Raw genomic sequence first — 26276 nt, forward strand, 5'->3', positions numbered from 1 at the left:
GCGTCCACGGCCGCTCGACCACCGGACCACGACAACGGGCCACCGGGCTCGACACACGAAGGGAACCGCATTGGCGCTCGACACCGCATGGGCCATCGACTGGGTCCGTCGCACCGCCGCGACGATCGACGAACACCGCGCCGAGCTCGTCACGCTCGACCGTGAGATCGGGGACGGCGACCACGGCGAGAACCTCGACCGCGGGTTCCGGGCCGTGCTCGAGGCCGTCGACTCCGGGTCCTTCGACACCCCGGGTGCCGTGCTCAAGACCGTCGCGACGAAGCTCATCTCGACGGTGGGCGGGGCGGCCGGCCCGCTCTTCGGCACCGCCTACCTGAAGGCGGCGCAGGCCGCCGGTGACGCGGCCGAACTCGACGCGGACACCCTCGTCGCCGTGCTCACCGCCGCCCGCGACGGTGTCGTGTCCCGCGGCAAGGCCGCGGTCGGCGACAAGACGATGGTCGACGCGTGGAGCCCCGCGGTCGACGCCGCAGCAGCGGCCGCCGGTGCCGGCGACGACCCGAAGGCCGTGCTCACCGCAGCAGCAGACGCCGCCGCGCAGGGTGCGGCGGACACCGAGCCGCTCGTCGCCCACAAGGGCCGCGCGAGCTACCTGGGCGACCGCGCGATCGGGTACCGCGACCCCGGTGCGCAGTCGACCGCGTACATCCTGCGCGCAGCGGTGGACGCAGCGTGACCGTCGGCATCCTGGTCGTCTCGCACAGCGCGGCGATCGCGACGGGCACCGTCGAGCTGGCACGGCAGATGGCCGCGGACGTGCCGCTCGTCGCCGCGGGCGGAACGGACGACGGCGGCATCGGCACCTCGTTCGAGGCGATCACCGCCGGCATCGAGGAACTCGCCCAGGCGGACGCCGTCGTGGTCCTGTGCGACCTCGGCTCCGCCTACCTGACGACCGACACCGCGCTCGACTTCCTGGACGACGACGTCCGCGCACGCGTCCACGTGTCGCAGGCCCCGTTGGTCGAGGGAGCGGTGGCGGCCGCGGTCGCCGCCCAGACGGGCGGTGACGCCGACGCCGTGCTGGCCGCCGCAGCGTCGGCCGCGGGTTCCGAGGCGGACGCGAGCACCGCCTCCCGTCCGTCCGGTGACCAGCCTGGAGGCACGGGGCCGGCCGACGGGGCTGCCGCCGTCGACGACGCGGCCGGCTCCGACCGCGTCAGCGCGTCGGTCGAGCTGGTGAACGAGACCGGGCTGCACGCCCGGCCCGCCGCGGAGTTCGTGAAGACGGCGGCGAAGTACGACGCGAGCGTGCACGTCAACGGCGTGGACGCGAAGAGCCTGCTGGCGATCATGGCCCTGGCGCTGCCGAAGGGTGCGACGGTGTCGATCGACGCGACCGGGCAGGACGCGCAGGCCGCGGTCGACGCCCTGGTGGAACTGGTCCGGTCCGGCTTCGGCGAGTGACACCGCCGCCGGGCGAGTGACAGCGCCGCCGGGGGAGACCCCGGCGGCGGTGGCCACCCCGGTCACCCGATCGAGATCGTCCCCGCCAGGTCAAGGTCCGAGGGGCCGCCGGTGACCCCGGCGTCCGCGAGCAGGGTGGCACCGAACACGGCGCTCCAGAACGTGCGAGCGTCCCGGGCGACACCGCTCGGGCTCGTCCAGCCCTGGTCGGCGACGACGCGCTCCAGGTAGCGCTCGGACTGCCGGAACAGCACGGCCAGCAGCAGCCGCACGCGCTCACGCTGCGCCGGGTCGTCCCCGGCACCGCCGAGCGCGCGGACCACGAGCGGGGTCGACGGCATCGCGAAGGCGGTGCGGGCGAGGACCTGCCGGAACGCCTCCGCCGAGCGGGCACGACGGCCGGCCGCCTGCAGTCGCGTGGTGTCGCGGAGGAACAGCGCGAACGCGGCGTCGAGCACCAGGCGGTCCTTCGAGCCGTAGTGGTGGGTGATCTGGTTCGGGTAGACACCCGCGGCCCGGGCGACCTCGCTGACGGTGACGCTCCGAGCGCCCGCGCTGAGCAGTCCGGCCGTCGCGGCGAGGATCTTCGCCCGTGTCGCCGCGCCGCGTGCCGTGCCGGAGCCGTCCACCGTGGTTGCCATGTCGGAATTGTACGTGGTACAACTCAACTTGTTCAACGTACAAGAGGAGTTCCCGTGGACATCGTCATCACCGGCTACGGCGCGGTCTCACCCTTCGGCCACGGCGTCGCACCGCTCTGGGACGCCCTGGCGGCCGGTCGCTCCGGCGTCCGCGCCCTGCACCGCGGCGGAGCGCTCTGGGAACAGGTGCCGATCCGGGTCGGGGCCGATGCCGCACTCGACGCCGAGGGGGCGCTCGGGCGGGTCCGCGCCAATCGCCTGGACCGCAGTCAGCAGCTGGCCCTCGTCGCCGCGGACGAGGCCTGGGCCGACGCCGGTGCCCCCGCGGTGGAGGGCGACCGCCTCGCCGTGGTGATCGGCACCGGGATCGGGGGAGTGGAGACGCTCCTCGACGCCCACGACGTGCTCGGTGCGTCCGGTGCCCGGCGGGTCTCACCGCGCACGGTGCCGATGCTCATGGCGAACGGTGCCGCCGCGCAGATCAGCATCGCCTACGGGGCGCGGGGCGGCGCTTACACGACGGTGTCGGCATGTGCGTCCGGTGCGGAGGCCATCGCCACCGCCGCGCGACTCATCGCCACCGGTGAGGCCGACGTCGTCATCACCGGCGGGACCGAGGCCGCGGTCACCCCGGTGACGATGGCGTCGTTCGCCCAGTCGCAGGCCCTCGCAAAGCCCGACGGCGACGACCCCACGACCCTGTCCCGTCCGTTCGACGCCGACCGCCGCGGCTTCGTCCTCGGCGAGGGCGCCGGCATCGTCGTCCTCGAGCGTGCCGACCACGCCGCCGCCCGGGGGCAGCGCTCGCACGGCACGCTCGCCGGGTGGGGGATCACCTCGGACGCGCACCACATCACCGCACCACTGGCGGACGGCAGCGAGCAGGAGCGGGCCATGCGCGCCGCGATCCGGATGGCGGGCCTCACCGGTGCCGACGTCGACCACGTGAACGCACATGCAACGGGTACGCCGGTCGGCGACGTCGGCGAGGCGGCCGCCATCAGCCGTGCGGTGGGGACCGGAGCGCTGGTCACCGCGCCGAAGAGCGCAATCGGGCACATGTTCGGCGCTGCCGGCGCGGTCGAGGCGATCCTGACCCTGCGGGCGCTCGAGACCGGGACCGTGCCACCGACCCTGAACCTCGACCGGCTCGACCCCGCGGTGGACCTCGACGTCGTCTCCGGCACCGCCCGGACCGCACCGCTCCGTGCCGCGTTGAACAACTCGTTCGGGTTCGGCGGTCAGAACGCGTCGCTGGTGTTCACCGCGGCGTGAGCTCCTGCAGGCCGGTGACCCGGAGCAGGTCGAGCTTCGCGGCGTCCTCGGAGCCCGGGACGACCGTGTAGACGACGATCCGCAGGTCACCGCCGGGGACACTCAGCACGTCGCAGTCGATCTCCACCGGCCCGACGGGGGTGTGCACGACCTTGCGGCTCGCACGGTGCTCGGCGATCCGGCCGGTCTCCCACCGGCGGGCGAACTCGGGGGAGTCCCGCAGCAGCCGGTCGACCAGGTCCGCCAGGTCGCGGTCCGCCGGGTAGCGGCCGCAGGCCTGCCGCAGGTCGGCGGCGAGGTCGCTCGAGAACTCCTCCTGGTGCTCGTCGTCCCAGTCCACCCCGTCACGCTCCTGCGTGAAGTGTCGCCACACCAGGTTGCGATCGAGCCCGACGTACCGCGAGGGGTCGCCGTTCACCGCGGCCCACAGCTCGTTCCAGAGCACGATGTCGTGGGTCGCCGTGAACACCGCGAGCGGGACGTCGCCGAGCCGGTCCACCAGCCGCTGTACGCCCGGCGTGATGTGCCGCGGCACCACCTGACGCGACGGCGGGGCGACGCCGGCCACCCGGCACAGGTGGTCCCGTTCCTCGGACGACAGCCGGAGCGCCGTCGCGAGGGCGGCGAGCAGCTGCGGCGACGGGTTCGTCGCCCGGCCCTGCTCGAGGCGGACGACGTAGTCGACGCTCACGCCCGCCAGCGCGGCGAGCTCCTCGCGACGGAGGCCCGGGGTCCGTCTGCCGGGGCCGGCCGGCAGGCCGACCGCCTCGGGACGCACCCGGTCGCGCCAGGAACGCAACACGTTCGCGAACTCGCTCATGTCCACCATCATCGCCCCGCGCCTCCAGTCCGTCCTGGTACTGCCGGTCCCACCGTCGCACCGTGCCTGGGGGAGCCGGACCGGCGGGGGCAGGCTGGGCGCATGACAACGACACTGATCACCGGGGCCAACCGCAGCCTCGGACTCGAGACCGCACGCCGACTGCTCGAAGCCGGCCGCACCGTGTACGCCGGCATGCGCGACCCGGCCAGCGGCGACGACGCCCGCGCACTCGGCGCCCACGTCGTGCAGCTGGACGTCACCGACCAGGCCAGCATCGACGCGGCGATCGCGACCATCCCCGAACTCGACGTCCTCGTGAACAACGCCGGGATCCTCGGCACCTCGTTCGGGGTCGACGACCTCGACGCGAGCGCGATGGCGACCGTGCTCGACACCAACGTCACCGGCATCGTCCGGGTGACCCAGGCCGCGCTGCCCCTGCTGCGACGTTCGGCGGCACCCGTCATCGTGAACGTCTCGTCGGGGGTGGGGTTCCCGCGCTGGCTGACGACACCGGGACACGACGAGTACGGGGTGCCTGCGGTGCCGTACGCGGCGTCGAAGGCGGCCGTGATCGCGTTGACCGTGCAGTACGCGAAGAACCTGCCCGGGTTCCGGGTGAACGCGAGCGACCCGGGCTACACGGCGACGGAGTTCAACGGGTTCGGCGGACACCAGACGATCACCGAGGGCACCGACGCCACGGTCAGGCTCGCGACGATCGGCACCGACGGGCCGACGGGGGAGTTCCACAACCGCGAGGGCCGCATCGAGTACTGAGGGGCAGCGCTCCGTGTGCGCCCGCGCCCCGTCAGTCGTGCACGTCGGCGCCGAACCCCGGCCCGGGGCGCATCATCCAGCCGTCCGGGTCGGGCAGCGGGCGGAACCCGAACCGTTCGTACAGCCCGTGGGCATCCGCGGTGAACAGGGCGAAGCGCTTCAGGCCGAGCGGCTCGACCGCCTCGGTCACGCCGCGCACGAGTGCGACCCCGACGCCGCGGCCCCGGGCGTCGGGGTCCACGAACACGTCGGCGAGCCACCCGAACGTCACGCCGTCGGTGATCACCCGCGCGTAGCCGAGCTGCTCGCCGGTCGTCGCGTCGTACACGCCGAAGTTCCGGGAGCCGGCGATGATCGCCTCCTGCGTCGCCCGGTCACGGCCGCGGGCCCAGTACGACTCCTCGCTCAGCCAGCGGTGCACGCGGTCGACGTCGAGGTCTTCGGGGTCGGCGGAGAAGCGCAGATCGGTCACGTGACGAGTCAACCGGCGGACGCGCCTGCGGCGCAACGGCCGATCGGGGTGCGGTGGACCGCTCGCGTGGTCGGGTGGTCGGGTGGCCGGGTGGCCTGGAGGCCCGTGGGGACCCCGACGCGCGGGTCGCGGCTGGCGGTCGGTCGCGCTGGTCCGACGTCGGGCAGCCATCGTCCGGGGTCCGGGGTCCGGGGTCCGGGGTCCGGCGTCCGGCGTCCGGCGTCCGGCGTCTGTCAGGATGGCCGCATGCGCGCTGTCCAGTACGCCCAGTTCGGTTCCGTCCCCTCGATCGTCGACCTGCCGGAACCGGTCGCACCCGACCACGGCGTCGTCGTCCGGGTGGCTGCCACCGGCGTCTGCCGCAGTGACTGGCACGCCTGGAAGGGCCACGACGACTCCGTCCGGCTGCCGCACGTGCCCGGCCACGAGTTCGCCGGCGTCGTCGCGTCGATCGGCACGGGCGTCCAGCGCTTCGCCGTGGGTGACCGGGTGACGGCACCGTTCGTGTTCGCATGCGGGACCTGCGCCGAGTGCCTCGACGGCGCCACCCAGGTGTGCACCGCCCAGCAGCAGCCCGGGTTCGACCTGCAGGGCTCGTACGCGGACTCCCTGGTCGTCCCGCACGCCGACCTGAACCTCGTCGCGCTGCCCGACGCCGTGGACTTCGCGGTGGCGGCGGCGCTCGGCTGCCGATTCGGCACCGCGTTCCACGCCCTGCACGCCCGAGGGCGCGTCGCCGCAGGGGAGTGGGTCGTGGTCTACGGCTGCGGGGGAGTCGGACTCTCCGCGGTCATGGTCGCCGTGGCCGCCGGCGCGCACGTCGTCGCCGTCGACGTCTCCACGGCCGCACTCGAACGCGCAGCCGCCCTGGGCGCCGACACCGTTCTGATGGACGCCGATGTCGTCACCACGGTCCGGTCCCGCACGGGCGGCGGAGCACACGTCTCGCTCGACGCCTACGGCAGCCGTGCCACCTCGGTCGCCGCCGTGGCGTCCCTGCGTCCGCGCGGTCGGCACGTGCAGGTCGGGCTGCTGCTCGACGACGAAGCCGCTCCGGCGATCCCGATGGGCCGGGTCATCGCGGACGAACTCGAACTGCTCGGCAGCCACGGCGCGGCGGTCGGGGAGTACGGCGCGATGCTCGACGCCGTCGTGGCCGGGCGGCTGCGTCCGGAGGAGACGATCGGCCGCACGATCGGCTTCGACGACCTGCCCGAGGCGCTCGTCGCGATGGACCGCCCTGCGACCTCGTCGGGCATGACCGTCGCGGTGTTCTGAGGCTCGGGCGTCCCGTCAGCCCTCGGTCCGCGCGTCCGCGCCCCGGCGGATGCGGAGCACGACCGCGCCGATGACGAGCACTGCCAGGATCCCGACGACCCCGACCAGGAGTGCCGGGCCGCCGTGGCCGTGCCCGTGCGTTCCGGCACCCGTGTTCGGTGCGGCTCCCGCTGCCGCTGCCGACGGTTCCGAGGATGATGTGGGCGCGGCCGTCGGGCTCGTCGTCGTGGGTGGGACGGTCGGAGATGCGGCCGGTTCCACCGAGAACGCGAGCTGCCCTTCGATCGGATGGCCGTCAGGGGAGACGTACCGCCAGACGAGGGTGTGCGGGCCGGGGGAGAGCGACACCGCCTTGGACATCGAGGTGCCACCGACGGCAACCGCTCCGGACGACTCGTCGGTCCCGCCGTCGTCCCGGACCTCGATGCGCAGACCGGCTTCGAGCCCGGCAAGCGGCGCCTCGCTGAAGCTGAGTGTCACTCGCTCAAGGTCGGCAGCCACGGTGGCGCCGTCCGCCGGATCACTCGATGTCAGTGCTGCGTGCGCCGATGCAGGTGTCGTGCCGATCAGCACGAGGAACGCGGACAGGGCGACGGCGAACAGGACCCGGGGTGTCACGGTTCGTGAGCGGCGTTGGTCATCTCGGTGATCGTGCACGCGTCCACGCTAGGGAAGTGATGTCGAGCGTCCCGCCAGCCGAACGGGGCCTCCGAACGTCTTGCTGGTGGAGGTCAATATTCGTTTTGGTAGTAATCGACGCGTGAGACGTGGCTGTTCGGGGCACCGAGGGCGCAGACGCCGTTGACCATCCTCAACGAGGACGGTTCGCGCTCTACGCTGGGACGCGTGAGCAGAACTCCCCGACAGCGACCGTTCGAGCTCGCGCCGGCGCCCTGGCCGGAGATTCCCGCCGACGACGCGATCGCGGAAGCGGCTCGTACATTCGTGGTGCGACTGAGGGAAGCAATGGGAACTCAGAGCACGCGCGCAGTCGCGACGGCTGCTGGTGTGCACCACACGACGTTGCTGGGTGTTCTGGCCGGTCGTTCCTGGCCGGATCTCGCCACGCTCGCTCGGCTCGAGCTTGCCCTGGACGCCGAGCTGTGGCGACGGCCCGCACGTTAGAGGTCGATCACCGTTTCGAAGGCAAACCACGTTCCGCCTGACATTTCAGCGAGGGAACGGAGGCGTCCCTCGAAGCGTTGCCGTGACTGGACGGGAGCCTCATGAAGGTGTTGCAGGCGGCGCCTCAGTAGGTCGCGCATCAGCGCCGCAGCCGTTTCGTCCCCTCCAAGCTGTCCGCTGACGACGTACTCGCCGGAGTCGAGGTCACAGACGGCAGCGAGTTCGGCAGCTCCGACGGTCACGACGAAGTCGCCGCGGCGTCCGACTGTTCGGTAGTCGATACGCGCGGCCTCGGGGACCACGACCGCGTCCAGCCAAGAGACTTCCACTCTGGCACCGGTTGTGGCTTCGATCGTGAGGCGGGGTGAACCAGAACCCGCGCCTCGCTCGCCTTTTCCCATGTGCTGATTATAATCAGCACGCGGCATGAGACGTGTTGCGAGCGGCTGGCAGGTGAGGAAGTGGCGTTGGAAGCATCAGAGGCGGCCCCTTCGCCGGTGAGGTCTGCCGCCTCGCGTCAGATGTCGCTCGCCGCGCTGGAGGCGGCCATCGAATCGCTTGGACTCGAGTTCTACGCAACGGTTGAGCAGATCGCCGAATCGCTAACGGCACTCAACCGGCCGAGTCCGCTGGGAACGGCGAAGCGAGCTCTCATCCTTCAGTGGATCGGCGCGGTCGGTGACGAGTTCCAATGGGAAGCGGAGCTGAGCGACCGAAATCTCATGACCGTGCTGGTCCGAGCCATATCGATCGAACACGCGGCGCTGTTGCAGGCCGAGGACGTGGCCCGACGACGGGGGAGTACTCTCCATGAGCTTCGGGCTGACGTGGCTTCTCGACAGCTCTGGGGGTTCGAGCGGGCTGGAGCCTTGCTGTTCCCCTCGTGGCAGTTCATCGACGCCGGTGCCAAGACTTTGGAGCTCATCTCCGATGTTCTACCGACGGTGCTGCAGTGCGTACCGCCTGACGCGCCGCCAGCACTAGTTGCTCGCCTGATGTGCTCCGAAGACCCGCACTTGCAGCGGGGCGGCGCGCGGTGCAGTCCAAGAGAACATCTGATCGCGGGCGGATCGCCTTGGCCCGTGGTGCGGACCTTGCTGCTTGTGCTCGAGGGGTCTGCTTCGCGCCTCCAAGATCTCGTACTCGGAGGACGGGGTGACCGGTGAGGTTGGCTGGGAAACGGCATCCACACTCCGGCTGAAGCAGCGGAAGCGACCACTGTGAACGTCCCCCTATCGAGCTTCAACTCCCTCGCCGGTGTCATCGCGCACGGCCGCGACTATGGCCGAGTCGCTGAGCCACCCACAGTTCCGCGTGGCCGACAAGGGACACTCGAGGAGCAGGAGTTCCTCATCCGGTTCGGCGGCTGGACCCGGGAAGAGTACGAGGACTCGAAGGCCGAAGTCGCCCGCGGCGAGCTGGAGAACGTGGAACGTCGCACGGAACTTGAGGGGCTCGTCTCTGCGTTGACCGCCGAGGAAGCCGCGGACTGGTTGCGCATCAACGACGCTGAGCTGCACGCGCTCCTCGCTACGGGGCAAGTGACAGCCTTCGTGTGCGCCGGGGAGTTGCGGTACCCGGCGTGGCAATTCACCGATGACCCAGCGATACCTGTCCTTCCCGGCCTTGCACGACTCACGCCGGCGTGGGGTGATCAGAAACATCCATCCACGATCCTCGGCTACATGTACAACGCGGACCTCGAGATCGAGGGGACCAATGAGTCCTTCACGCCCGTCGACTGGTTGACGATCGGCGGCGACGTCCAGGTCGTGCTCGACCATCTCGAAGCCGCGAATTGGCGGTAGGACGCCTCGGATGCACACAGTTCCGCCCTTCGTGTCTCGCAATCGACCTCAACCCACCACCCCTCCAGGCGGCAACTGTGGGGGACCTAGAAGTCAAACAAGAGGGTAGTGCCTGATGACGTCACGGGTACAGATCGCGCGGGCACGCGCACGTGTTGCTCTCGCCGCCCTGACGGGTGACGACCTGCCGGACAGCGTCCGCAGCAACGCCACCATGGACTTCGCGGATGCCGACGACGCTTTGTTGGTCACGAGGGACCGCGATCTTGACCCGCCGCGGCAAGACCGCGCCTTCCCACGACTAATCGGTGTTCACGCCGGCGGTCGAGATTTCGGGCCACGCCACAACCCGCCGCGTCCTCGAACCGGCCGAGATCTCACACCTGACGAGGAAGACGCACTCATCGAGTCGGCGTTCGGTACTCGGCAGCGGTACGAAGCTGCAAAGTCCGCCGTCGCGCGCGGCGAGCTCGACGCAGCCGAACGCCGTTCTTGGCAGCGCGGAATGAGTGCCTCCCTCACCCTTGAGGAAGCGGCCGACTGGCTGGATACCGGAACGGCACGGGTCCTCACCCACCTCGTGTCCGGCAACCTGTTCGCGTTCGTGTGCGACGACGAGCTGCGCTTCCCGGCATGGCAATTCACCGACGACCCGAACCACCCGGTGCTGGATCACCTCTCGACGTTGGCCGGAGCGTTCGACAACGACATGCACCCGACGTCGATCCTCGGCTTCATGACGACACCACACCCGTACACGCGCATCCACGGTGAACCGGCGACGCCCATCGAATGGCTTACCGAGGGCCGCCGGGTGCAGCCGTTGCTGGAACTACTCGAGACCCGGCGCTTGAGATAGATCCTGCACCGAAGACCTGCTCAGCCTCACTCGCGATATACCCGACCTGATGGGGCGGCAGGAGCACCTGGCCAAGCCCCGAGACAGCACGCTGGAGGGGGAGGCCGGACCTCACGAATGTCGACGTCAGAACTGGATGTACCCGTTCCAGCCCCGCTCCGCATCTAACCCGTCCTCCCCGAAAACGTCAGGATCAACGGGGAAGTGCTCGTTCTGGAAGTGATCGAGCGACGCCCGAGCCTTGTCCCGCAGCGCAGAAACATCCTCTGCGGGGTGCATACGAGACAGCATCGCGGTCCGTCGCTCCAGGACCGCGTCCCACAGCTGGCGACGGCTCACCTCGGCCATCAGCTGCCCGGCGACCAACATCGAGTGGAACTCAAGCGATCCCGCGAACCGATCCATCAGCGTGATCAGATCCCGATCTTTGACCTCTATGAAAACCTTGGGCTGACGGTTCTGCTGCTCTGCCATCGAGCGCACCTGCGCCCGCGCGTCCTCGAACGCCTGCCGTTCTGGATCCTCTGGCATGATTTCCCCCTCCTGCCACAGCACGATGCGTGGGCCATTGGCGATGTACAACAGTAGGCAGCTTCTCTCTGAGTCGCGCTTCTGACTTCGCTCCCTATCCGGGCGGCCTGGTCACTACGGCTGCAGGAGTTCTCGTTCGATGCGTTCTGCGACGGCGTCCCGCATTGGTCGCACGTCGTCTGGTGACCAGGAGGTGGGGTCGGGGAAGGCCCACTCGAGGACCGTGCCGCGTGGTTCTGCGGGGAGCTCGAGGCCGGGCTTCATGAGCACGACGATGTCCGCCTGTTCGAGCAGGTCGGGCGTCACTTGCCGGGGCACGCGTCCGGTGATGTCGAGGCCGAGCTCGCCCACGGTCGCGGCGATCGAGGGGTTCACCTCGTCGGCAGGGCTGATGCCGGCGGAGGTGGCTGCGTACCGGTCGGCGGCTGCGATTTCGAGCAGGGCGGCGCCGAGCTGTGAGCGGCCGGCGTTGTGCTTGCAGATGAATAGGACAGTGGGCTTCGTGGTCATGGGTGCGAGTCCGGTCAGTTAGTGCAGCACGAGGTGCTGTCAGTAGACGGCGCAGGCGTAGTGCAGCAGGCAGCGTCCTCAGCGGCAGGAGTGGCGGTGGCGGTGGGGGTGGTGCAGCAGGAGCTGCCGCCGATGTCGGTGGAGCAGACGCCGGTTTCGGGGAGGACGAGTTCGACCAGGCGCGCTGCGGTGTGGTCGCCGGCGAGTTCGGCGGCGATGGAGCGGACTTGCTCGTAGCCGGTGAGGAGCAGGAACGTGGGGGCTCGGCCGTAGGACTTCATGCCGGCGATGAAGAAGTTCGGCTCCGGGTGTGCAAGCTCGGCGACGCCGTGCGGGGGCACGGAACCGCAGGAGTGCAGATTCGGGTCGATCAGTGGTGCGAGGGCTCGGGGTGCTTCGACGATGTCGTCGAGGCCGAGGCGGATCTCGCGGAGCATGTCGAGGTCGGGTCGGAACCCGGTGGCGTTCACGATGACGTCGACCGTCACCGCGAACGGCTCTCCCGCGCGCCGGCCGGTGACGGTGACCTGGTCGCCGTCGGGGCGGACGTCGTCGATCTCGTACGAGGCGATCTGCTGCACCCGACCGGATTCGACGAGACCGTGGACGGTGGAGCCGAGCTGCCCGCGGGCGGCGAGCCCGTCGGCGGCGTCGGCGCCGAGCCGGGCGGTGTCGGCGTTCCGGACAGCCCACAGCACCTCCGTACCGGGAACGTCCTTCGCCAGGGCGGCGAGCTTGATGATCGTGTTCGCGGCGGAGTGCCCGGCACCGACCACGAGGACCCGCTTCCCGGCGAACCGGGCCCGGTCGGCGCCGAGGACGTCGGGCAGGGCGTGCAAGAGGTGGTCGCCGAGATCCGCGGCCGGTGCGAGGCCAGCGGCAGTAAGGGGGTTCGGGGTCGTGTAGGTGCCGGAGGTGTCGATGACGGCGCGGGCGATCACGTCAGTGACGCCGTCGGCGGTGTGGAGGCGGAGCAGGAAGGGGGTGTCGGCTCGGCCGGTGGAGCGGGTGCGGTCCATGCCCTGCCGTGACACCGCCTCTACCCGGGTGCCGTACTGGATCACCGGTGCGAGCTGCGGGGTCGCGGCGAGGGGTGCCAGGTACGTGTCGACGAGGTCGTGGCCAGTGGGCAACGACGCCGCTCGAGGTGCTTCCCAGCCGGTGGCTTCCAGGAGCCGCTGGGCGGCAGGGTCGATGACGTACTGCCACGGGGAGAACAGCCGCGTGTGCCCCCAAGCGCGAACGCTCGTCCCCACGATCGGCCCAGCTTCGTAGACGACGACATCGAGGCCGCGCTCAAGGAGGTGCGCGGCGGCAGCGAGGCCGACGGGGCCTGCGCCGATGACGGCAACGGGAAGTCCGGTGAGGCGGTCCGCGTCAGTCCGTGGTGGGACGGTGAGGGTGAGCGTCATGATCTGCTGCTTCTTGGTCGTCACGCGGTTGCGTCGGTGGGCAGCAGCTCGTTGAGGAGCGTCTGGACGCGGTGCTTGATGTCGTCGCGGATGGGGCGGACGTCCTCGATGCCGCGGCCGGCGGGGTCGGTGAGTTCCCAGTCCTCGTAGCGCTTGCCGGGGAAGATCGGGCACGCGTCGCCGCAGCCCATGGTGATGACGGCGTCGGAGTCGCGGACGGCGTCGGTGGTGAGGATCTTCGGCTGGTTGCCGGCGATGTCGATGCCGTCTTCGGCCATCGCCTGGATCGCGATCGGGTTGATCTGGTCCTTCGGCTCGGAGCCGGCGGAGAGGACCTCGACGCGGTCGCCGCCGAGTGCCTGGGCGTAGCCGGCGGCCATCTGGGAGCGTCCGGCGTTGTGGACGCAGACGAACAGGATCGTGGTCTTGTCACTCATGGGTGTGTGTCTTTCCGGGTTCAGTGGATGAGGGTGAGCCAGCCGGCGAGGGCGGCGAGTGTGACGGCGAGGACGGGGATGGTGAGGACGATGCCGGTGCGGAAGTACTGCCCCCACCCGATGTGGATGCCCTTCTTCTCCAGCACGTGCAACCACAGCAGCGTCGCGAGGGAGCCGATGGGGGTGATCTTCGGGCCGAGGTCGGAGCCGATGACGTTGGCGTAGACCATCACCTCGTGCGTGAGCCCGGTCGCTCCGGCACCGCCGATGGCGAGAGCGGCGATGAGGACGGTGGGCATGTTGTTCATCAGGGACGCGAGGATCGCGATGGTGAACCCGACGCCGAGCGCGGTGACGAGGACCCCGTGGTCACCGAACACGTCGAACAGTGTCGCGAGGTGGTCGGTGAGGCCCTGGTTCTGCAGGCCGTAGACGACGAGGTACATGCCGATGGAGAACAGCACGATCTGCCACGGCGCCTCCCGGATCGTCTTCCACACCGGGATCACCCGCCCCGACGGCGCGCCCGGCCCGCCGCCCCCAGCGTTGACGGTGGCGGTGCCACCGGTGGTGACGAGGACCGGCGCAGCCTCCGCACGGGCGAAGAGGAACGCGGGCTGCCGGGCGGCGACGAGAACGATGACGACGGCACCGACGCCGGCGACGGCCGCGAGGGGGACGCCGAGTGGGTCGGCGGCGAAGTAGCCGACGAGCAGTAGCGCCAGGACGACCCAGCCGGCGCGGAACGTCGCCCGGTCCGTGACCGCGGCGGCGGGGCTGGTGAGGGCGAGGACGTCGTACCGCTTCGGGATGCTCCTACCGAAGTAGGCCAGCAGCATGCCGAGGGAGGCGAGGACGGAAACGATGCCGACGGGGATCATGACGGCGGCGTACTCGGCGAAGCCGAGGTGGAAGTAGTCAGCGGAGACGATGTTGACCAGGTTCGACACCACCAGCGGCAGGCTGCCGGTGTCCGCGATGAACCCAGTGGCGAGGATGAACCCGAGCGCCGCTTTCTGCGGCATATTCAGTGCCCGGAGCATCCCGACGACGATCGGGGTGAGGATCAACGCGGCACCGTCGTTGGCGAACACCGCCGCGATGACGGCACCAAGGCCGACGATCAGGACGAACAGCAGCCGCCCGTTACCGCGACCCCAGCGCGCGACGTGAAGCGCTGCCCACTCGAAGAACCCGGCCTCGTCGAGGATCAACGAGATCAGCACCACCGCGACGAACGTCAGCGTCGCGTTCCACACGATCCCGACGACGGTCGGGATGTCGGAGAGGCCGACGACGGTGGTGGCGAGGGCGATGACGGCGCCGATGAGCGCGGTGTAGCCGATCGGGAAGCCCTTGGGCTGCCAGATCACCACCACGAGCGTCGCGACGAAGATCGCCGCAGCGACCGCAGCCATCACCATCAGGCGGTCACCCCGGCCTGGTTCGCCGCTGCGGCGGCGCGCTCCCAGCCCTGCGCGGCGACCTGCACGGCGTCCCACGGGGACCCGAGCGGCGGCGTGTAGCTGAGGTCGAGGTCGATGACGTCGTCCACGGTGAATTCCGCGTGGAGGGCGGTGGCGAACGTGTCGATGCGCTTGCTGATCTCCGCCGTCCGCTGACCGACGATCTGCGCACCAAGAAGCCGACCGGTGGCCCGGTCGCCGGTGACGCTGATCGTCAGCGGGACCGCGCCCGGGTAGTACCGCTTGTGGTCATCCGCCACCGTCACCCGCGTCAGCGCGGACACGTCCAGTGGGCCGGTCTCGTGCTGGCGGAGGCCGGTGCGGGCGGCGACGAGATCGAACACCTTCACCACCTGCGTCCCCACCGAACCTGCGAAGACCTTGCTGCCGCCGAGCATGTTCTCCCCAGCGACACGGCCCTGCTTGTGCGCCGTCGTCCCGAGCGGCAACCACGTGGTGCCGAGGAGGCGATGGTGCGTCACGACGCAGTCACCGGCAGCCCACACATGCGGCACCCCGGTGCGCATGGACTCGTCGACGACGATCGCGCCGGCCTGGCCCAGCTGCGCGCCGGCAGCGACGGCGAGGTCCGTGACCGGGCGGACGCCGACACAGACGACCACGAGGGCAAACGTGCCCTCCGCGTCACCGGACGTCGAGCTGGTGGCGACGCGCCACTGCCCGCCGCCAGCCGGGGTGATCCCGGTGACGGTGGAACCGGTCAGCACGGTCGCGCCGTGGCGGCGGACTTCCGCGGTGACGAGGGAACCGAGTTCCGAGTCGAGGGTGGAGAGCACTTCCGGGCCGCGCTGAATCAGCGTCGTGTCGAACCCACGGGCGACGAGGCCTTCAGTCATCTCCAGGCCGATGTAGCCGGCACCGACGACCGCGACCAGGCTCCCTGCCGGCAGTAGCTCGAGGGCAGCGACGACCTGTTCCGCATCGGTCATGGAGTGCAGTAGGTGGATGCCCGGTTCACCGAACGGGACCCCAGCCGGGCGCACCGGCTCGGCGCCGGTGCCGACCAGCAGCTCGTCGTAGGAGATCTCCTCTTCCCCGGCGGGGCCCGTGACGGTGAGGCGGCGGCGGTGGACGTCGACGGCGGAGGCCCAGGTGGAGGAGCGGACGGTCATGCCGGCGGCTTCGAGGTCCGCGCGGGTGCGGTGCGCGAGCGACGCTTCCGTGGCGACGTCGCCGGACACCCAGTACGGGATGCCACAGATGGAGAAGTTCGGGAACTCGTCCGCGAGCACCACCGTCACATCCGTCGACGGGTCGAGTTCACGGGCGCGGAGCGCTGCAGCGATGCCGGCGTCACTGCCGCCAACGGCGAGGAGGTGAGTCATCAGGCTGGTCCTTCACGGATCGAGCGGGAGCCGGAACCCGGCGAGTACATCGAAGCACGTCGATATCGATGAGCGCAAATATAGACGCGTGTCGAAGTCCGTGGGAGGATGAGCCCATGACGATCGAGCTGCTCCCCATTCAGGACGTCACCGCGTGCTGCTCACCCGTCACGACCGAGGCGATGGACCAGGCATCCGCGGAGGTGCTGGCGAAGTCACTCAAAGCGATAGCCGACCCGGCACGGCTCCGGCTCATCTCGATGGTCGCCGCGCACGACGGCGCCGAGGCATGCGTGTGTGACCTGCAGGAACCGCTCGGCCTGTCCCAGCCGACCGTCTCGCACCACCTCAAGGTCCTCGTCGACGCCGGGATCCTGCACCGCGAGAAGCGCGGCACCTGGGCGTACTTCTCCCTCGTTCCCGGCGCGCTCGACACCCTCGCCAGCCTCATCACCACGCCAGCCCGATAGTCACGATTTCCACGGGCCCCGAAATACTTCGGTTGGTCCAAGCGGCGCGACTGTGAGCAGCTTTGCTCGATGTCGCCCTTTTCGCCGCGCTTCGTGTCGATGGTGTGAGCACTCGCCGGGGATGCTGGTTGGCAACCGAGCACCCACGAAGGCCACCCTGACGTGAGGGTGGCCTTCTGCTGGTCTGGACGGTTAGAGGCTGGCGAGGAGCGCGGTGCAGGCTTCTTCGCAGCGGCGGCATGCGTCGGCGCAGATCTTGCAGTGCTCGTGCATGTCGGCGTGCTGTGCGCATTCGTCCCCGCACGCCTTGCAGGCGGCCAGGCACGCCTCGAGGATCGTGCGGGTGAGGTTGGCGTCGTAGCCGGTGTGGCGGGAGAGGACGTTGCCGGTTGTTGCGCAGATGTCGGCGCAGTCGAGGTTGGTGCGGATGCACTTGGTGAGCTCGGCGACCATGTCTTCGGCGAGGCACGCGTCGGCGCACGCGGTACAGGTTTGCGCGCATTCGAAACACGCGTCGACGCAGGCGGCGAGGGCTGCCTGGTCGATGCTGCCGAGGTCCTTCGGGTAGGTGCGGAGCATGTCGGTGGTGGTGCTCATGGGTCATCCTTTCCGTCGGTACTGCTGTTTCGCCGGCGTCGGTTGACGTCGAACGTGTGGGGGCCATGGTGGCCGGTTCGGGCTTAGCTGACGCCTCGGGTGGCGAGGAAGGCCATCGGGTCGGTGGCGACGCCGTTGTTGCGGATCTCGAAGTGCAGGTGGCATCCGGTGGAGACGCCGGCGTTGCCGACGCCGGCGATGTTGGTGCCGGCGGCGACGGTTTGGCCGGTGCGGACGTAGATGCCGGTGGCGTACACGTGGGCGTAGGCGCTGGTGATGCCGCCGCCGTGGTCGATGATGATGATGTTGCCGTAGCCGCCGTAGGGTCCGGCGTAGGTGACGGTGCCGGCGGCGGTGGCGTAGAGCGGAGTGCCGCAGGGGGCGCTGAAGTCGGCTCCGGCGTGGAGGCGGTAGTCGCCGTAGACGGGGTGGATGCGGTACCCGTACGCCTGGTAGAAGCTGTACGAGGTGATCGGTCGGGTCCACCCGGACGCTGTACCGCTGCCACTGGGACGCGTGCTGCCCGCAGCGGAGGCGGCCGGTGCGGGCGCTGACGCGGCAGGGCGCGACGCAGCTGCGGCTGCGGCTGCGGCGGCTGCCTGTTGGCGGGCACGGGCCTCCGCGGCGGCTTTCGCTGCGGCCGCGGCGGCCGCAGCGCGGGCGCGGACGCCTGCTTCATAGCCCTGCTCGATGCTGAGCCGATCATCGCGCAGCGTCGCCAGCTGGGCACGCATCGTGCTGACGTTCTCCCGCTCGCTCGCCTCCGCCGCTGCCGCGGCGTCGCTGGCGGCGACGGCGTCATCGAGGGCGTCTTGCGCGGCGTCCGCGAGCTTCGTGCGGGCGGTCTTCGCGACGCGGGCTTGGGCGGCGAGAGCGCCGGCGGTTTTCGCCGCGGTGCTCGCGCGGGCGTAGAGGCCATCGACCTGCTCGCCGATCTTGCTCGACATGCTCAACCCCTGCAGGAACGCATCTGGGTCGTCCTGTCCGAGGATCGCGCCGGCACCGAGGCCGCTGCCGCCTGGCCGGGTGAGGGCCGCGGCAACTTGCCCGACGGTGCTGCCGAGCTCTTCGGATTCCGTCGTCGCGGCAGTCGTGCTCGCGGCGAGTTTCGCGTGCGCTGCGGTGGCTTGATCGAGGTCATCCTGCGCCGCCTGGTAGGTCCGCCCGGCGGCGTCAGCCCGGTCGGCGGCGGCTTGGGTCTTCTTCTGCAGCTGGTCGATCAGCCCGTTCAGGGTGCTGATCTGCGCTTGTTTGCTCTGCTCGCTACCGCGGGCGGCTTCCACTTGGTCCCAGGTGGGAAAGCTCGCTGCTCGAGCTGGTGTGGGCGTGGTGAGCGGGACGATGAACCCGGCCGCGACGGCGAGGACGAGCCCCACCGTGCGGAGACGGTGCTGCCGGCGCTGTTCGGGTGTGGTGGGCGGCGCGCTCACAAGGTGCGTCCGGCGTTGGTGGTGAGCCAGGCGATGGGATCGATCGGGGTGGTGCCGCCGAGCATGACCTGCAGGTGCAGGTGCGCGCCGGTGCTGGCGCCGGTGTTGCCGACGAGGCCGACGAGCTGCCCGACGGCGACGCTCTGCCCGGCGCGCAGCGGTGAGGAGCCGAAGATCATGTGCGCGTAGAGGGTGGAGATCGTCTGCCCGTCGATCTGGTGGTCGATGATGACGTACTGGCCGTACTCCGGGTGGGTGCCCGAGATCCGGACGGTGCCGGCGGCGACGGCGCCGATGGGGGTGCCAGCGCCGGGGGTGATGTCGGCGCCCTGGTGGATCGACGAGCACGCCGCGCACGGGGCCAGGCGGGGGCCGAACGGGGAACTGACCCGGATGCTGCCGGCGATAGGCCAGCGGATATCGCCGGCGCCGGTGTTCACGATCGTCCCGGTCGGCGCGACCGCAGCCGTGCTGCCCGCCGCTGCCGTGGCGCTGTTCGTGGTGCTGGTGGTCGTCTTGGTGATGACCGGCTTCACGGCGGGCTTGGTGACGGTGTAGCCGTCCCGGTTGACCGTCACGGTCAGCCCGGTCGCGGTGAAGCTCTGCCCGGCAGCGGCGGGGGTGCCGCCGGGCACGGTGACGGCGGGGCCGGTGGATGCTTGCGCGGGAAGCGCTGCGGCAGTGAACAGCGCCATCGCTGCCGCAGCTCCGGTCAGGGGGATTGCCGCCAGCGCCCGGGAACGGAGCGTCCGCGTCGGTGCCGGCGCGGTCACCGTCACGGCGGGTAGCGGCGGCCGACTCGCGATAGTGGGGGTGCGGCGGGTGCGTGGCGGCCGCGGGGCGGGAGGTGTGGCGCGTTCTGCGGCGAGGGCTTCGCGGCGCGTCAGCGGCGTGGCAGTGGGGGTGTGGGGGTGCTGCTGGGGCACAGGCAGGCTCCAAGAAAGACGGCGGACGGGGATGATCCCGTCAGAAGAAACAGGGCCGCTCGGCGGGGTGGTCGAGCGGGAGGGGGAAGGCCGGTCGCGGGTCGCGGCAGGGAGGGGGGACACCGCCGCGACCCGCGGCCGGGGTCACATCGACGCGAGCATGTCCTTCATCTGGTTGATCTGCTCGGTCTGGCTCGACACGATCGACTTCGCCATCGCGACCGCGTCGGTGTTCTTGCCCTTGTCGACTTCGGTCCCCGCCATGTCGACGGCGCTGGTGTGGTGCTCGACCATCTGCTGCAGGAACAGCTTCCCGGCGTCCGCCGGGGAGGCGCTGTCGAGGGCGTCCATGTCGGAGTCGGACATCATCCCCGACATCGAGGAGTGGTCCATCCCGGACATGCTGGACATTTCGGTGGGCTCACCCCACTGCTTCAGCCAGCTGGTCAGGGATGTGATCTCCGGCCCCTGCTCCGCCTTGATCTGCTTGGCGAGGGTGACAACGTCAGCGTCCACGTCGGAGCCCTTAGCGAGGAGCATGTCGCTCATCTCAACGGCCTGCTTGTGGTGCGGCAGCATCTGCTGCGCGAACATGACGTCCTGGTCGTTGTGTGCCGACGAGGACGACGAGGACGACGAGGAGGAGCTGTCCGATGAGCCGGCGTTGTTGGTGGAGCAGCCGGCGAGGGTGAGGCCGATGGTGAGTGCGGCGGCGGCCGCGAGGGTGCGCGTGATGGTGGTGTTCATGGATCCGTTCCCGTGATGCGTCAGGTGTTCCGGGCAGGCGAATACCTGCCCGTGTTCTGGGCATGCGGGAGCTTCCGAAGGGAGCGCTCCCGCCGGGGATGGATCAGATACGGATGATCTGCAGCGCCGTCAGTGATGGCGGCTTGGGTGCCGCGACGCGGCGTGCAACACGGTCCCCGAGGGCGAGGAGGCGTGCGAGGACGTAAAGGACCCCGCCGTTCCGGGTGCGCAGCAGCGCCCACGCGAACAGGGCGATCGTCAGCGCGCAGGCCATCCCCATCAGGGAACACATCAGCGCGCACAGGCCGCCATCGCAGCCAGCATCACTGAGCACGCTCACCACCGCGCCAGCCGGCGCGGCAGCGTCGGCACCGTGTCCGGCGGCGTCGCTGTGGGTGTGTTCGGCCGTCATGCTCGACGTCGCGGTCATCGCGTGATCGCCGGTGGTCGCGTGGCCGAGCATGCTGTGCATCAGGACCGTGAACCCGACCAGCAGCAGCAACGCCAGCACCGCCGTGGCCTGCAGCAGCAGGCGGCGGCGCGTGGTGTTCGCGGTGGTGAGCATGCGGATCCGTACTGATGGCTGGTCGGGGTGCGGGTTCTATGGTGCAGGACGAGCGCTGAGAGGACAACCGCCTCGTCTGGTGGGCGGGAAGCTGGTTAGGCGCGCACGAGGCGGGCGATCGCGTCGGAGGCTTCCTTGAGCTTCACCGCGGCCGCGTCGCCGCCTTCGGCGACGGCGTCGGTGACGCAGTGCGCGAGGTGGTCATCCAGCAGGCCGAGCGCGACGGACTGCAGCGCCTTCGTCATCGCGGACACCTGGGTGAGGATGTCGATGCAGTACTGCTCCTCATCGACCATCCGCTGTAGGCCGCGGGCTTGCCCCTCGATGCGGCGCAACCGTTTGAGGTAGTCGTCCTTCGCGGTGATGTACCCGTGATGGTGCTCTGCAGCAGGTGCGGTGGTGTCGGTCATGGACGCTCCTCGGGGGTCACCGTTTACGGTAGCGGCGCTCATGCCGCCGTCGACCAATCGAACGGGGCCGGCGCGATCGGGGTGCCGACGCCGCGGGTGATGACGATGGCGATGTCCTGCTGGTCCTGCAGTTCCAGATCCGGCAGTGGCGTGGTGGTGCGGGTGCCGTTGACGAACACGGCGACGTGCCGGTCGTTCTTCCCGTCGACGTACCCGCCGACCTGCCCGTCGCGCAAGGTCACGTTCCACTCGGTGAAGAGCTGTCCGAGGGTGAACGGCTGCACCTTCGCGGATTCGACATGCACGATGCCGGAGGTGTCGTGGGTGTGCAGTGCGGACATGCCGCCCCGCTGCACGTCGACGCCGATGTTCGCCGGCACCGCCACCGGCTCCCCGTCCACCGATACGGACAGATGCTGATGGGTGTGCAGCGCCGCACCTTCCATCCCCGCCACCTCAAGTCCCGCAGCCTTCGCCCGCGCCGGCGCATCCGCGGGGGCCGGCCACGGCGGTGCCGCCGTCACCCCGGACGCCGTCGGCGCCGAGTCGTCGCCACGGGTGAGGGCGGTGACCGTGATCGTGGTGACCGCGGCGAGGACGACGACCACGGCGGCGCCCAGTAGCCACCACCGGCGTGTACGGCTGCGCTGCTGCTCCGCTCTGCGGTCAGCGACTTTTTGCCGCGCCTGCTCGCGCCGATCAGTTCTGGTCGCCATCACGTCCTCTTTCCGGGTGCCAGGTTGGCGGATTGGGAACACATCCACTCGACCGGCGTTACACTCGCTACGGTACCCCCCTAGGGTACCTTATGAACGTGAACGACGAAGGGATCACCACGATGAGCGAGCAGCTGACGAACACGTACGGCATCACGGGCATGACGTGCGGGCACTGCGTGATGAGTGTCAACGAGGAACTCGTCGCCGTGCCGGGCGTCACGGACGTGACGATCGACCTCAACGTCGGCGGTGTCTCCACCGCCCGGGTGACCAGCACCCGCGACCTGCCGCAGGAGGAAGTCTCCGCCGCTGTGGAGGAGGCCGGCTACACGTTGGTCGCATCATGACCACGACCAGCACCCCGCCAGTTGAGCTGACGATCGAGGGGATGACCTGCGCGTCGTGCGCGAACCGAATCGAGCGGAAGCTGAACAAGCTGCCCGGCGTGACCGCGAGCGTGAACTACGCCACCGAAAGCGCCTCCGTCACGCTCCCCGCGGATCTCGCTGTCGACGACGCGATCCGCACCGTTGAAGCTGCCGGCTACGGCGCACACCTGCCCGAACCGGCCGGCGCGGACACCGACGAGCTCGCGCCGCTGCGGCGACGCCTGATCGTGTCCACGGTGCTCGCTGTCCCGGTGGTGGCGCTGTCGATGATCCCGGTCCTGCAGTTCCCGGGATGGCAGTGGGCCGTTCTGGTGCTGGCGCTGCCGGTCGCCGTGTGGGGTGCGTGGCCGTTCCACCGTGCTGCCGCGATCAACGCCCGGCACGGGGCCGCGACGATGGACACCCTCGTCAGCGTCGGCGTCGCCGCCGCGACCGTGTGGTCCGTCTGGGCACTCGTGTTCGGCGGCGCCGGGCACATCGGGATGCGGATGGCGTTCTCTTGGTTCCCGCACCCCGGCGCGGCTCCGGAACCGTACTTCGAAGTCGCCGCCGCGGTGACAGTGTTCCTCCTCGCCGGCCGGTACTTCGAGGCCCGCGCGAAGGACCGCTCCGGCGCCGCCCTGCAGGCGCTCCTCGCCTTGGGTGCACCGACTGCGCGGGTGCTCCGAGACGGTGTCGAGACCGAGGTGCCGACCGCAGCACTGCAGGTCGGGGACCGGTTCGTGGTCCGTCCCGGTGAACGCATCGCCACCGACGGGACCATCACCGATGGCACGAGCGCGATCGACACCAGCGTGATGACCGGGGAAGCGGTCCCCGTCGAGGTTGGCCCAAGCGACGCTGTCACCGGTGCGACCGTGAACGTCGGCGGCCGACTCATCGTCGAAGCCACCCGCGTCGGCCAGGACACGGAGCTTGCCCGCATCGGCCGGCTCGTCGTGTCCGCGCAGACCGGCAAGGCCGAGGTGCAGCGCCTCGCCGACCGGGTCTCCGCCGTGTTCGTCCCGATCGTCATGGGCCTGGCGGTGCTGACCCTCATCGGATGGCTGCTGCTCACCGGCGACGTGCAAGCCGCGTTCACCGCCGCCGTCGCGACCCTGGTGATCGCCTGCCCCTGCGCCCTGGGGCTGGCAACTCCCACCGCGCTGCTCGTCGGCACCGGACGTGGCTCCCAGCTCGGGATCCTCATCCGCGGACCCCAGGTCCTCGAGGCCACCCGCCGGATCGACACCGTCGTGCTCGACAAGACCGGCACCGTCACCACCGGCAAGATGAGCGTCCACCAGGTCACCGCCGTCGGAGGGGAAACCGACACCCGAGTGCTCGCCCTCGCCGCCGCCGCGGAAGCAGGATCCGAACACCCGATCGCCCGCGCCATCACCGCAGCCGGCACCGACCACCCCACCGCGGAATCGTTCCAGTCCACCGCCGGGCTCGGCGTCCAAGCCGTCGTCGACGGCACCCTCGTGCTCGTCGGCCGCCCCGCGTGGTTGACCGACCAGTGGGCCATCACCATCCCCGAAGCGGTCACGGACGCGGTCCGGACCGCGGAACAGGGCGGCGCGACCGCGGTCGTTGTCGCATGGGACGGCGCAGCCCGCGGCGTCATCAGCGTCGCGGATACCATCGCGCCGACCAGCCCGGACGCGATCCGTCGCCTGCACGACATGGGGCTGCGCACGATCATGCTCACCGGCGACGCTGAAGACGTCGCCCGGACGGTCGCCGCCGAGGTCGGCATCGACGACGTCGAAGCCGAGGTGCGCCCCGAAGACAAGTACCGGACCGTCATCCGGCTGCAGCAGCAGGGCCGGTCCGTGGCGATGATCGGCGACGGCGTCAACGACGCCGCCGCTCTCGCCGCCGCGGATCTCGGGATCGCGATGGGTAGCGGCACCGACGCGGCCATGGAAGCCGCCGACATCACCCTCATCCGAGCGGACCTGAGCGCCGCCGCGGACGCGATCGCGCTCGCCCGCCGCACCCTCGGCACGATCAAGGTGAACCTGTTCTGGGCCTTCGCCTACAACGTCGCCGCGATCCCGCTCGCGATGGCCGGCCTGCTGAACCCGATGATCGCCGGCGCCGCGATGGCCCTGTCCTCGGTCTTCGTCGTCAGCAACAGCCTCCGCCTCCGCACCTTCCACGCCCGATAGGAGCGACATGGACACCCATGAACACCACAGCGTGACCGACCACGACAACCACCAGAACCATGGCGGCGGTCACGCAACGACGACGACGACGTGGACGATGGCCGCGCAAGCGACCCTGCACTGCCTCACCGGCTGCGCGATCGGTGAAGTCCTTGGCATGGTCATCGGCACCGCGACCGGCCTGCACAACACGGGCACGATCATCCTGTCGATCGTGCTGGCGTTCATCTTCGGCTACGCGCTCACCATGCGCGGCGTCGTCCGGTCCGGGCTGAGCTTCTCCGCCGCGTTCAAGGTCGCCCTTGCCGCAGACACGGTGTCGATCGCTGTGATGGAGATCATCGACAACACCGTCATCGTCGCCGTTCCCGGCGCCATGGACGCGCAGCTGAACGACTGGCTGTTCTGGGGCTCCCTCGCGTTCTCCCTGGTGATCGCGTTCATCGTGACCACCCCGGTGAACCGGTGGATGATCAGCCGCGGTCTCGGCCACGCCGTCGTCCACGGTCACCACTGACCAGGCCCCTTCTACGGGGTTCGGATCGCGCCGCAAACCAGATGCACGTTCACTCCGAACTACCTGGGAAGCACGCGCCATCACGGCACCCCGTCGGAGGAGACCCCATCATGACCAGCACCGCAGCAACTGCCCACATCGGGTACGGCCGCACCCTGACGCAGAAGGGCGCCCTCGTCTTCGGAGTCGTGTTCCTCATCGTCGGCATCGCCGGCTTCATCCCCGGACTCACGATGGACATGGGCACGATGTCCGTCGCCGGCCACGGCTCGATGGCGATGCTCCTCGGCCTGTTCCAGGTGTCCGTCCTGCACAACATCGTGCACCTGCTCTTCGGCATCGTCGGCCTCATCGCCGCCCGCACCGCCGTCGCAGCTCGGCTGTACCTCCTGGTCGGCGGCATCGTCTACGCCGTCCTGTTCATCTACGGCCTCTTCACCGCCGGCATGATGGGCGGCGCGAACTTCGTCCCCCTCAACAGCGCCGACAACTGGCTGCACCTGATCCTCGCCGTCGCGATGATCGTCCTTGGCATCGTGCTGCCTCGAGCCGGTGCCACCCGACGCGCCTGATCGACGCATCAGCCGGTAATGGCCGCGTCCCCGCACTGGGGACGCGGCCATTGCCCGTTCCGGAGCCTCCATCAGTCCTCGGACTGTGAGCCCGACGAGCACGACGCTCGTCGGCTCTCCAGCGCATCCGGTGGTGCGCAGCCCGCTCCTTTGCTTACTATCTTCCTGTGCACGTAGATAAGCAGCCCTGCGGGCTTAGCCCGGAGTCGGCGTACGTCGAGCTGGCGGTCGAGGTGTTCGCGATGCTCGCGGACGCGACGCGCGTGAAGATCATCCTCGCGCTTCGCAGCGCGGAGGAGATGTCCGTGAACCACCTCGCGGACGTCGTGGACAAGAGCCCGGCCGGGGTGTCGCAGCACCTGGCGAAGCTCCGCTTGGCGCGCATGGTGTCGACCCGTCGTGAGGGCACGACGGTGTTCTACCGGCTGACCGATGAGCACGCGTCGGAGCTCGTCATCGACGCCGTGAAGCAAGCCGAGCACGCGATCGGTGCGGCCCCGCACCACCGTGTTGAGGCAGCAAGCGCGTGAGCAACCACACCCATCAGCACCATAGCCACGAGCACGAGCACGAGCACGAGCACGAGC

Annotated in this window: 32 protein-coding genes; 14 read left to right on the forward strand and 18 right to left on the reverse strand. The window is 69.9% G+C overall.

Annotated features, from left to right (window positions below):
• Positions 1–70 precede the first annotated feature (70 nt).
• Positions 71–697, forward strand: coding sequence for a dihydroxyacetone kinase subunit DhaL (gene dhaL, locus DEJ11_RS09315; RefSeq protein ID WP_111030104.1), 627 nt, complete (start codon positions 71–73; stop codon positions 695–697).
• The gene (dhaM, locus tag DEJ11_RS09320; protein ID WP_111103585.1) at positions 694–1428 is read left to right on the forward strand and encodes a dihydroxyacetone kinase phosphoryl donor subunit DhaM; all 735 of its coding nucleotides are present in this window, start codon (positions 694–696) and stop codon (positions 1426–1428) included. The genes dhaL and dhaM overlap by 4 nt, the downstream gene beginning before the upstream one ends.
• 62 nt (positions 1429–1490) lie before the next feature.
• Here dhaM and DEJ11_RS09325 read toward each other — a convergent pair whose 3' ends face one another.
• Positions 1491–2069 carry a TetR/AcrR family transcriptional regulator gene (locus DEJ11_RS09325; RefSeq protein ID WP_111103586.1) on the reverse strand — a complete coding sequence of 193 codons (579 nt, stop codon included), beginning with the start codon at positions 2067–2069 and terminating at the stop codon, positions 1491–1493.
• A gap of 54 nt (positions 2070–2123) precedes the next feature.
• Here DEJ11_RS09325 and DEJ11_RS09330 point away from each other — a divergent pair, with 54 nt between their 5' ends.
• Complete coding sequence (locus tag DEJ11_RS09330) at positions 2124–3344, forward strand: beta-ketoacyl-[acyl-carrier-protein] synthase family protein (RefSeq protein ID WP_111103587.1); 1221 nt, start codon at positions 2124–2126, stop codon at positions 3342–3344.
• On the opposite strand, the gene DEJ11_RS09335 is transcribed toward DEJ11_RS09330, so the two are convergent.
• Positions 3331–4164: a helix-turn-helix domain-containing protein gene (locus DEJ11_RS09335; RefSeq protein WP_181440831.1), complete on the reverse strand. Its 834-nt coding sequence runs from the start codon at positions 4162–4164 to the stop codon at positions 3331–3333. The genes DEJ11_RS09330 and DEJ11_RS09335 overlap by 14 nt on opposite strands.
• Positions 4165–4266: 102 nt before the next feature.
• Here DEJ11_RS09335 and DEJ11_RS09340 point away from each other — a divergent pair, with 102 nt between their 5' ends.
• Positions 4267–4947, forward strand: a complete 681-nt coding sequence (locus DEJ11_RS09340) for an SDR family NAD(P)-dependent oxidoreductase (RefSeq protein WP_111103589.1) — start codon at positions 4267–4269, stop codon at positions 4945–4947.
• Between the two features lie 31 nt (positions 4948–4978).
• Here DEJ11_RS09340 and DEJ11_RS09345 read toward each other — a convergent pair whose 3' ends face one another.
• The gene (locus DEJ11_RS09345) at positions 4979–5419 is read right to left on the reverse strand and encodes a GNAT family N-acetyltransferase (RefSeq protein ID WP_111103591.1); all 441 of its coding nucleotides are present in this window, start codon (positions 5417–5419) and stop codon (positions 4979–4981) included.
• A gap of 246 nt (positions 5420–5665) precedes the next feature.
• Here DEJ11_RS09345 and DEJ11_RS09350 point away from each other — a divergent pair, with 246 nt between their 5' ends.
• Entirely contained in the window at positions 5666–6697 is a 1032-nt protein-coding gene (locus DEJ11_RS09350; RefSeq protein WP_111103592.1) for an alcohol dehydrogenase catalytic domain-containing protein, read from the forward strand.
• A gap of 15 nt (positions 6698–6712) precedes the next feature.
• Here DEJ11_RS09350 and DEJ11_RS09355 read toward each other — a convergent pair whose 3' ends face one another.
• Together DEJ11_RS09355 and DEJ11_RS09360 are read right to left on the reverse strand one after the other, a co-directional pair.
• Entirely contained in the window at positions 6713–7354 is a 642-nt protein-coding gene (locus DEJ11_RS09355) for a copper resistance CopC family protein (RefSeq protein WP_111103593.1), read from the reverse strand.
• 464 nt (positions 7355–7818) lie between these two features.
• On the reverse strand, positions 7819–8223 hold the full coding sequence (locus DEJ11_RS09360; RefSeq protein ID WP_146247924.1) for a hypothetical protein: 405 nt from the start codon (positions 8221–8223) through the stop codon (positions 7819–7821).
• Positions 8224–8289: 66 nt separating this feature from the next.
• Between DEJ11_RS09360 and DEJ11_RS09365 the strand changes: the two genes are divergently transcribed.
• The 3 genes from DEJ11_RS09365 (at position 8290) to DEJ11_RS09375 (ending at position 10489) form a co-directional block, all read left to right on the forward strand.
• The gene (locus DEJ11_RS09365) at positions 8290–8988 is read left to right on the forward strand and encodes a hypothetical protein (protein ID WP_146247923.1); all 699 of its coding nucleotides are present in this window, start codon (positions 8290–8292) and stop codon (positions 8986–8988) included.
• Between the two features lie 54 nt (positions 8989–9042).
• Positions 9043–9630, forward strand: a complete 588-nt coding sequence (locus DEJ11_RS09370; RefSeq protein WP_111057098.1) for a hypothetical protein — start codon at positions 9043–9045, stop codon at positions 9628–9630.
• Between the two features lie 115 nt (positions 9631–9745).
• The gene (locus DEJ11_RS09375) at positions 9746–10489 is read left to right on the forward strand and encodes a hypothetical protein (RefSeq protein ID WP_146247922.1); all 744 of its coding nucleotides are present in this window, start codon (positions 9746–9748) and stop codon (positions 10487–10489) included.
• Positions 10490–10615: 126 nt separating this feature from the next.
• Here DEJ11_RS09375 and DEJ11_RS09380 read toward each other — a convergent pair whose 3' ends face one another.
• The 6 genes from DEJ11_RS09380 to DEJ11_RS09405 all read right to left on the reverse strand — a co-directional run bounded on the left by DEJ11_RS09380 (position 10616) and on the right by DEJ11_RS09405 (position 16191).
• On the reverse strand, positions 10616–11071 hold the full coding sequence (locus DEJ11_RS09380) for a hypothetical protein (protein WP_123937936.1): 456 nt from the start codon (positions 11069–11071) through the stop codon (positions 10616–10618).
• A gap of 63 nt (positions 11072–11134) precedes the next feature.
• Positions 11135–11530: an arsenate-mycothiol transferase ArsC gene (locus DEJ11_RS09385; RefSeq protein ID WP_111057095.1), complete on the reverse strand. Its 396-nt coding sequence runs from the start codon at positions 11528–11530 to the stop codon at positions 11135–11137.
• A gap of 14 nt (positions 11531–11544) precedes the next feature.
• Complete coding sequence (locus tag DEJ11_RS09390; RefSeq protein WP_111057241.1) at positions 11545–12942, reverse strand: FAD-dependent oxidoreductase; 1398 nt, start codon at positions 12940–12942, stop codon at positions 11545–11547.
• A gap of 20 nt (positions 12943–12962) precedes the next feature.
• Positions 12963–13379 carry an arsenate reductase ArsC gene (locus DEJ11_RS09395; protein WP_111057094.1) on the reverse strand — a complete coding sequence of 139 codons (417 nt, stop codon included), beginning with the start codon at positions 13377–13379 and terminating at the stop codon, positions 12963–12965.
• Between the two features lie 20 nt (positions 13380–13399).
• Positions 13400–14797, reverse strand: a complete 1398-nt coding sequence (locus tag DEJ11_RS09400) for an arsenic transporter (RefSeq protein WP_220038324.1) — start codon at positions 14795–14797, stop codon at positions 13400–13402.
• A gap of 5 nt (positions 14798–14802) precedes the next feature.
• Entirely contained in the window at positions 14803–16191 is a 1389-nt protein-coding gene (locus tag DEJ11_RS09405; protein ID WP_111103595.1) for an FAD-dependent oxidoreductase, read from the reverse strand.
• Between the two features lie 116 nt (positions 16192–16307).
• Here DEJ11_RS09405 and DEJ11_RS09410 point away from each other — a divergent pair, with 116 nt between their 5' ends.
• A complete protein-coding gene (locus DEJ11_RS09410; RefSeq protein WP_111057091.1) occupies positions 16308–16661 on the forward strand; it encodes an ArsR/SmtB family transcription factor in 354 nt (117 codons plus the stop codon).
• A gap of 192 nt (positions 16662–16853) precedes the next feature.
• Here the strand turns inward: DEJ11_RS09410 and DEJ11_RS09415 are convergent, their stop codons facing one another.
• The 7 genes from DEJ11_RS09415 to DEJ11_RS09445 form a co-directional block, all read right to left on the reverse strand.
• Positions 16854–17258, reverse strand: coding sequence for a four-helix bundle copper-binding protein (locus tag DEJ11_RS09415; protein ID WP_071403806.1), 405 nt, complete (start codon positions 17256–17258; stop codon positions 16854–16856).
• Between the two features lie 83 nt (positions 17259–17341).
• Entirely contained in the window at positions 17342–18634 is a 1293-nt protein-coding gene (locus DEJ11_RS09420) for a peptidoglycan DD-metalloendopeptidase family protein (protein ID WP_146250050.1), read from the reverse strand.
• Positions 18635–18684: 50 nt separating this feature from the next.
• Entirely contained in the window at positions 18685–19383 is a 699-nt protein-coding gene (locus DEJ11_RS09425; RefSeq protein WP_111103597.1) for a M23 family metallopeptidase, read from the reverse strand.
• 375 nt (positions 19384–19758) lie between these two features.
• On the reverse strand, positions 19759–20361 hold the full coding sequence (locus DEJ11_RS09430; RefSeq protein ID WP_111058328.1) for a DUF305 domain-containing protein: 603 nt from the start codon (positions 20359–20361) through the stop codon (positions 19759–19761).
• Between the two features lie 103 nt (positions 20362–20464).
• Complete coding sequence (locus DEJ11_RS09435) at positions 20465–20926, reverse strand: hypothetical protein (protein WP_111058326.1); 462 nt, start codon at positions 20924–20926, stop codon at positions 20465–20467.
• Between the two features lie 95 nt (positions 20927–21021).
• On the reverse strand, positions 21022–21336 hold the full coding sequence (locus DEJ11_RS09440; protein WP_056120637.1) for a metal-sensitive transcriptional regulator: 315 nt from the start codon (positions 21334–21336) through the stop codon (positions 21022–21024).
• 38 nt (positions 21337–21374) lie between these two features.
• Positions 21375–22052, reverse strand: coding sequence for a hypothetical protein (locus tag DEJ11_RS09445; RefSeq protein ID WP_284176623.1), 678 nt, complete (start codon positions 22050–22052; stop codon positions 21375–21377).
• 122 nt (positions 22053–22174) lie between these two features.
• Between DEJ11_RS09445 and DEJ11_RS09450 the strand changes: the two genes are divergently transcribed.
• The 5 genes from DEJ11_RS09450 to DEJ11_RS09470 all read left to right on the forward strand — a co-directional run bounded on the left by DEJ11_RS09450 (position 22175) and on the right by DEJ11_RS09470 (position 26219).
• Positions 22175–22402: a heavy-metal-associated domain-containing protein gene (locus DEJ11_RS09450; protein WP_111058318.1), complete on the forward strand. Its 228-nt coding sequence runs from the start codon at positions 22175–22177 to the stop codon at positions 22400–22402.
• Positions 22399–24600, forward strand: a complete 2202-nt coding sequence (locus tag DEJ11_RS09455; RefSeq protein ID WP_111103598.1) for a heavy metal translocating P-type ATPase — start codon at positions 22399–22401, stop codon at positions 24598–24600. Before DEJ11_RS09450 ends, DEJ11_RS09455 begins: the two co-directional genes overlap by 4 nt.
• A gap of 7 nt (positions 24601–24607) precedes the next feature.
• A complete protein-coding gene (locus DEJ11_RS09460) occupies positions 24608–25117 on the forward strand; it encodes a DUF4396 domain-containing protein (RefSeq protein ID WP_111058339.1) in 510 nt (169 codons plus the stop codon).
• Positions 25118–25227: 110 nt separating this feature from the next.
• Positions 25228–25689 carry a DUF4383 domain-containing protein gene (locus tag DEJ11_RS09465; RefSeq protein ID WP_111058333.1) on the forward strand — a complete coding sequence of 154 codons (462 nt, stop codon included), beginning with the start codon at positions 25228–25230 and terminating at the stop codon, positions 25687–25689.
• A gap of 167 nt (positions 25690–25856) precedes the next feature.
• Positions 25857–26219: an ArsR/SmtB family transcription factor gene (locus DEJ11_RS09470; protein WP_258375405.1), complete on the forward strand. Its 363-nt coding sequence runs from the start codon at positions 25857–25859 to the stop codon at positions 26217–26219.
• Positions 26220–26276: the final 57 nt, after the last annotated feature.

The organism is Curtobacterium sp. MCLR17_058 (assembly GCF_003234705.2).
Classification (GTDB): domain Bacteria; phylum Actinomycetota; class Actinomycetes; order Actinomycetales; family Microbacteriaceae; genus Curtobacterium; species Curtobacterium flaccumfaciens.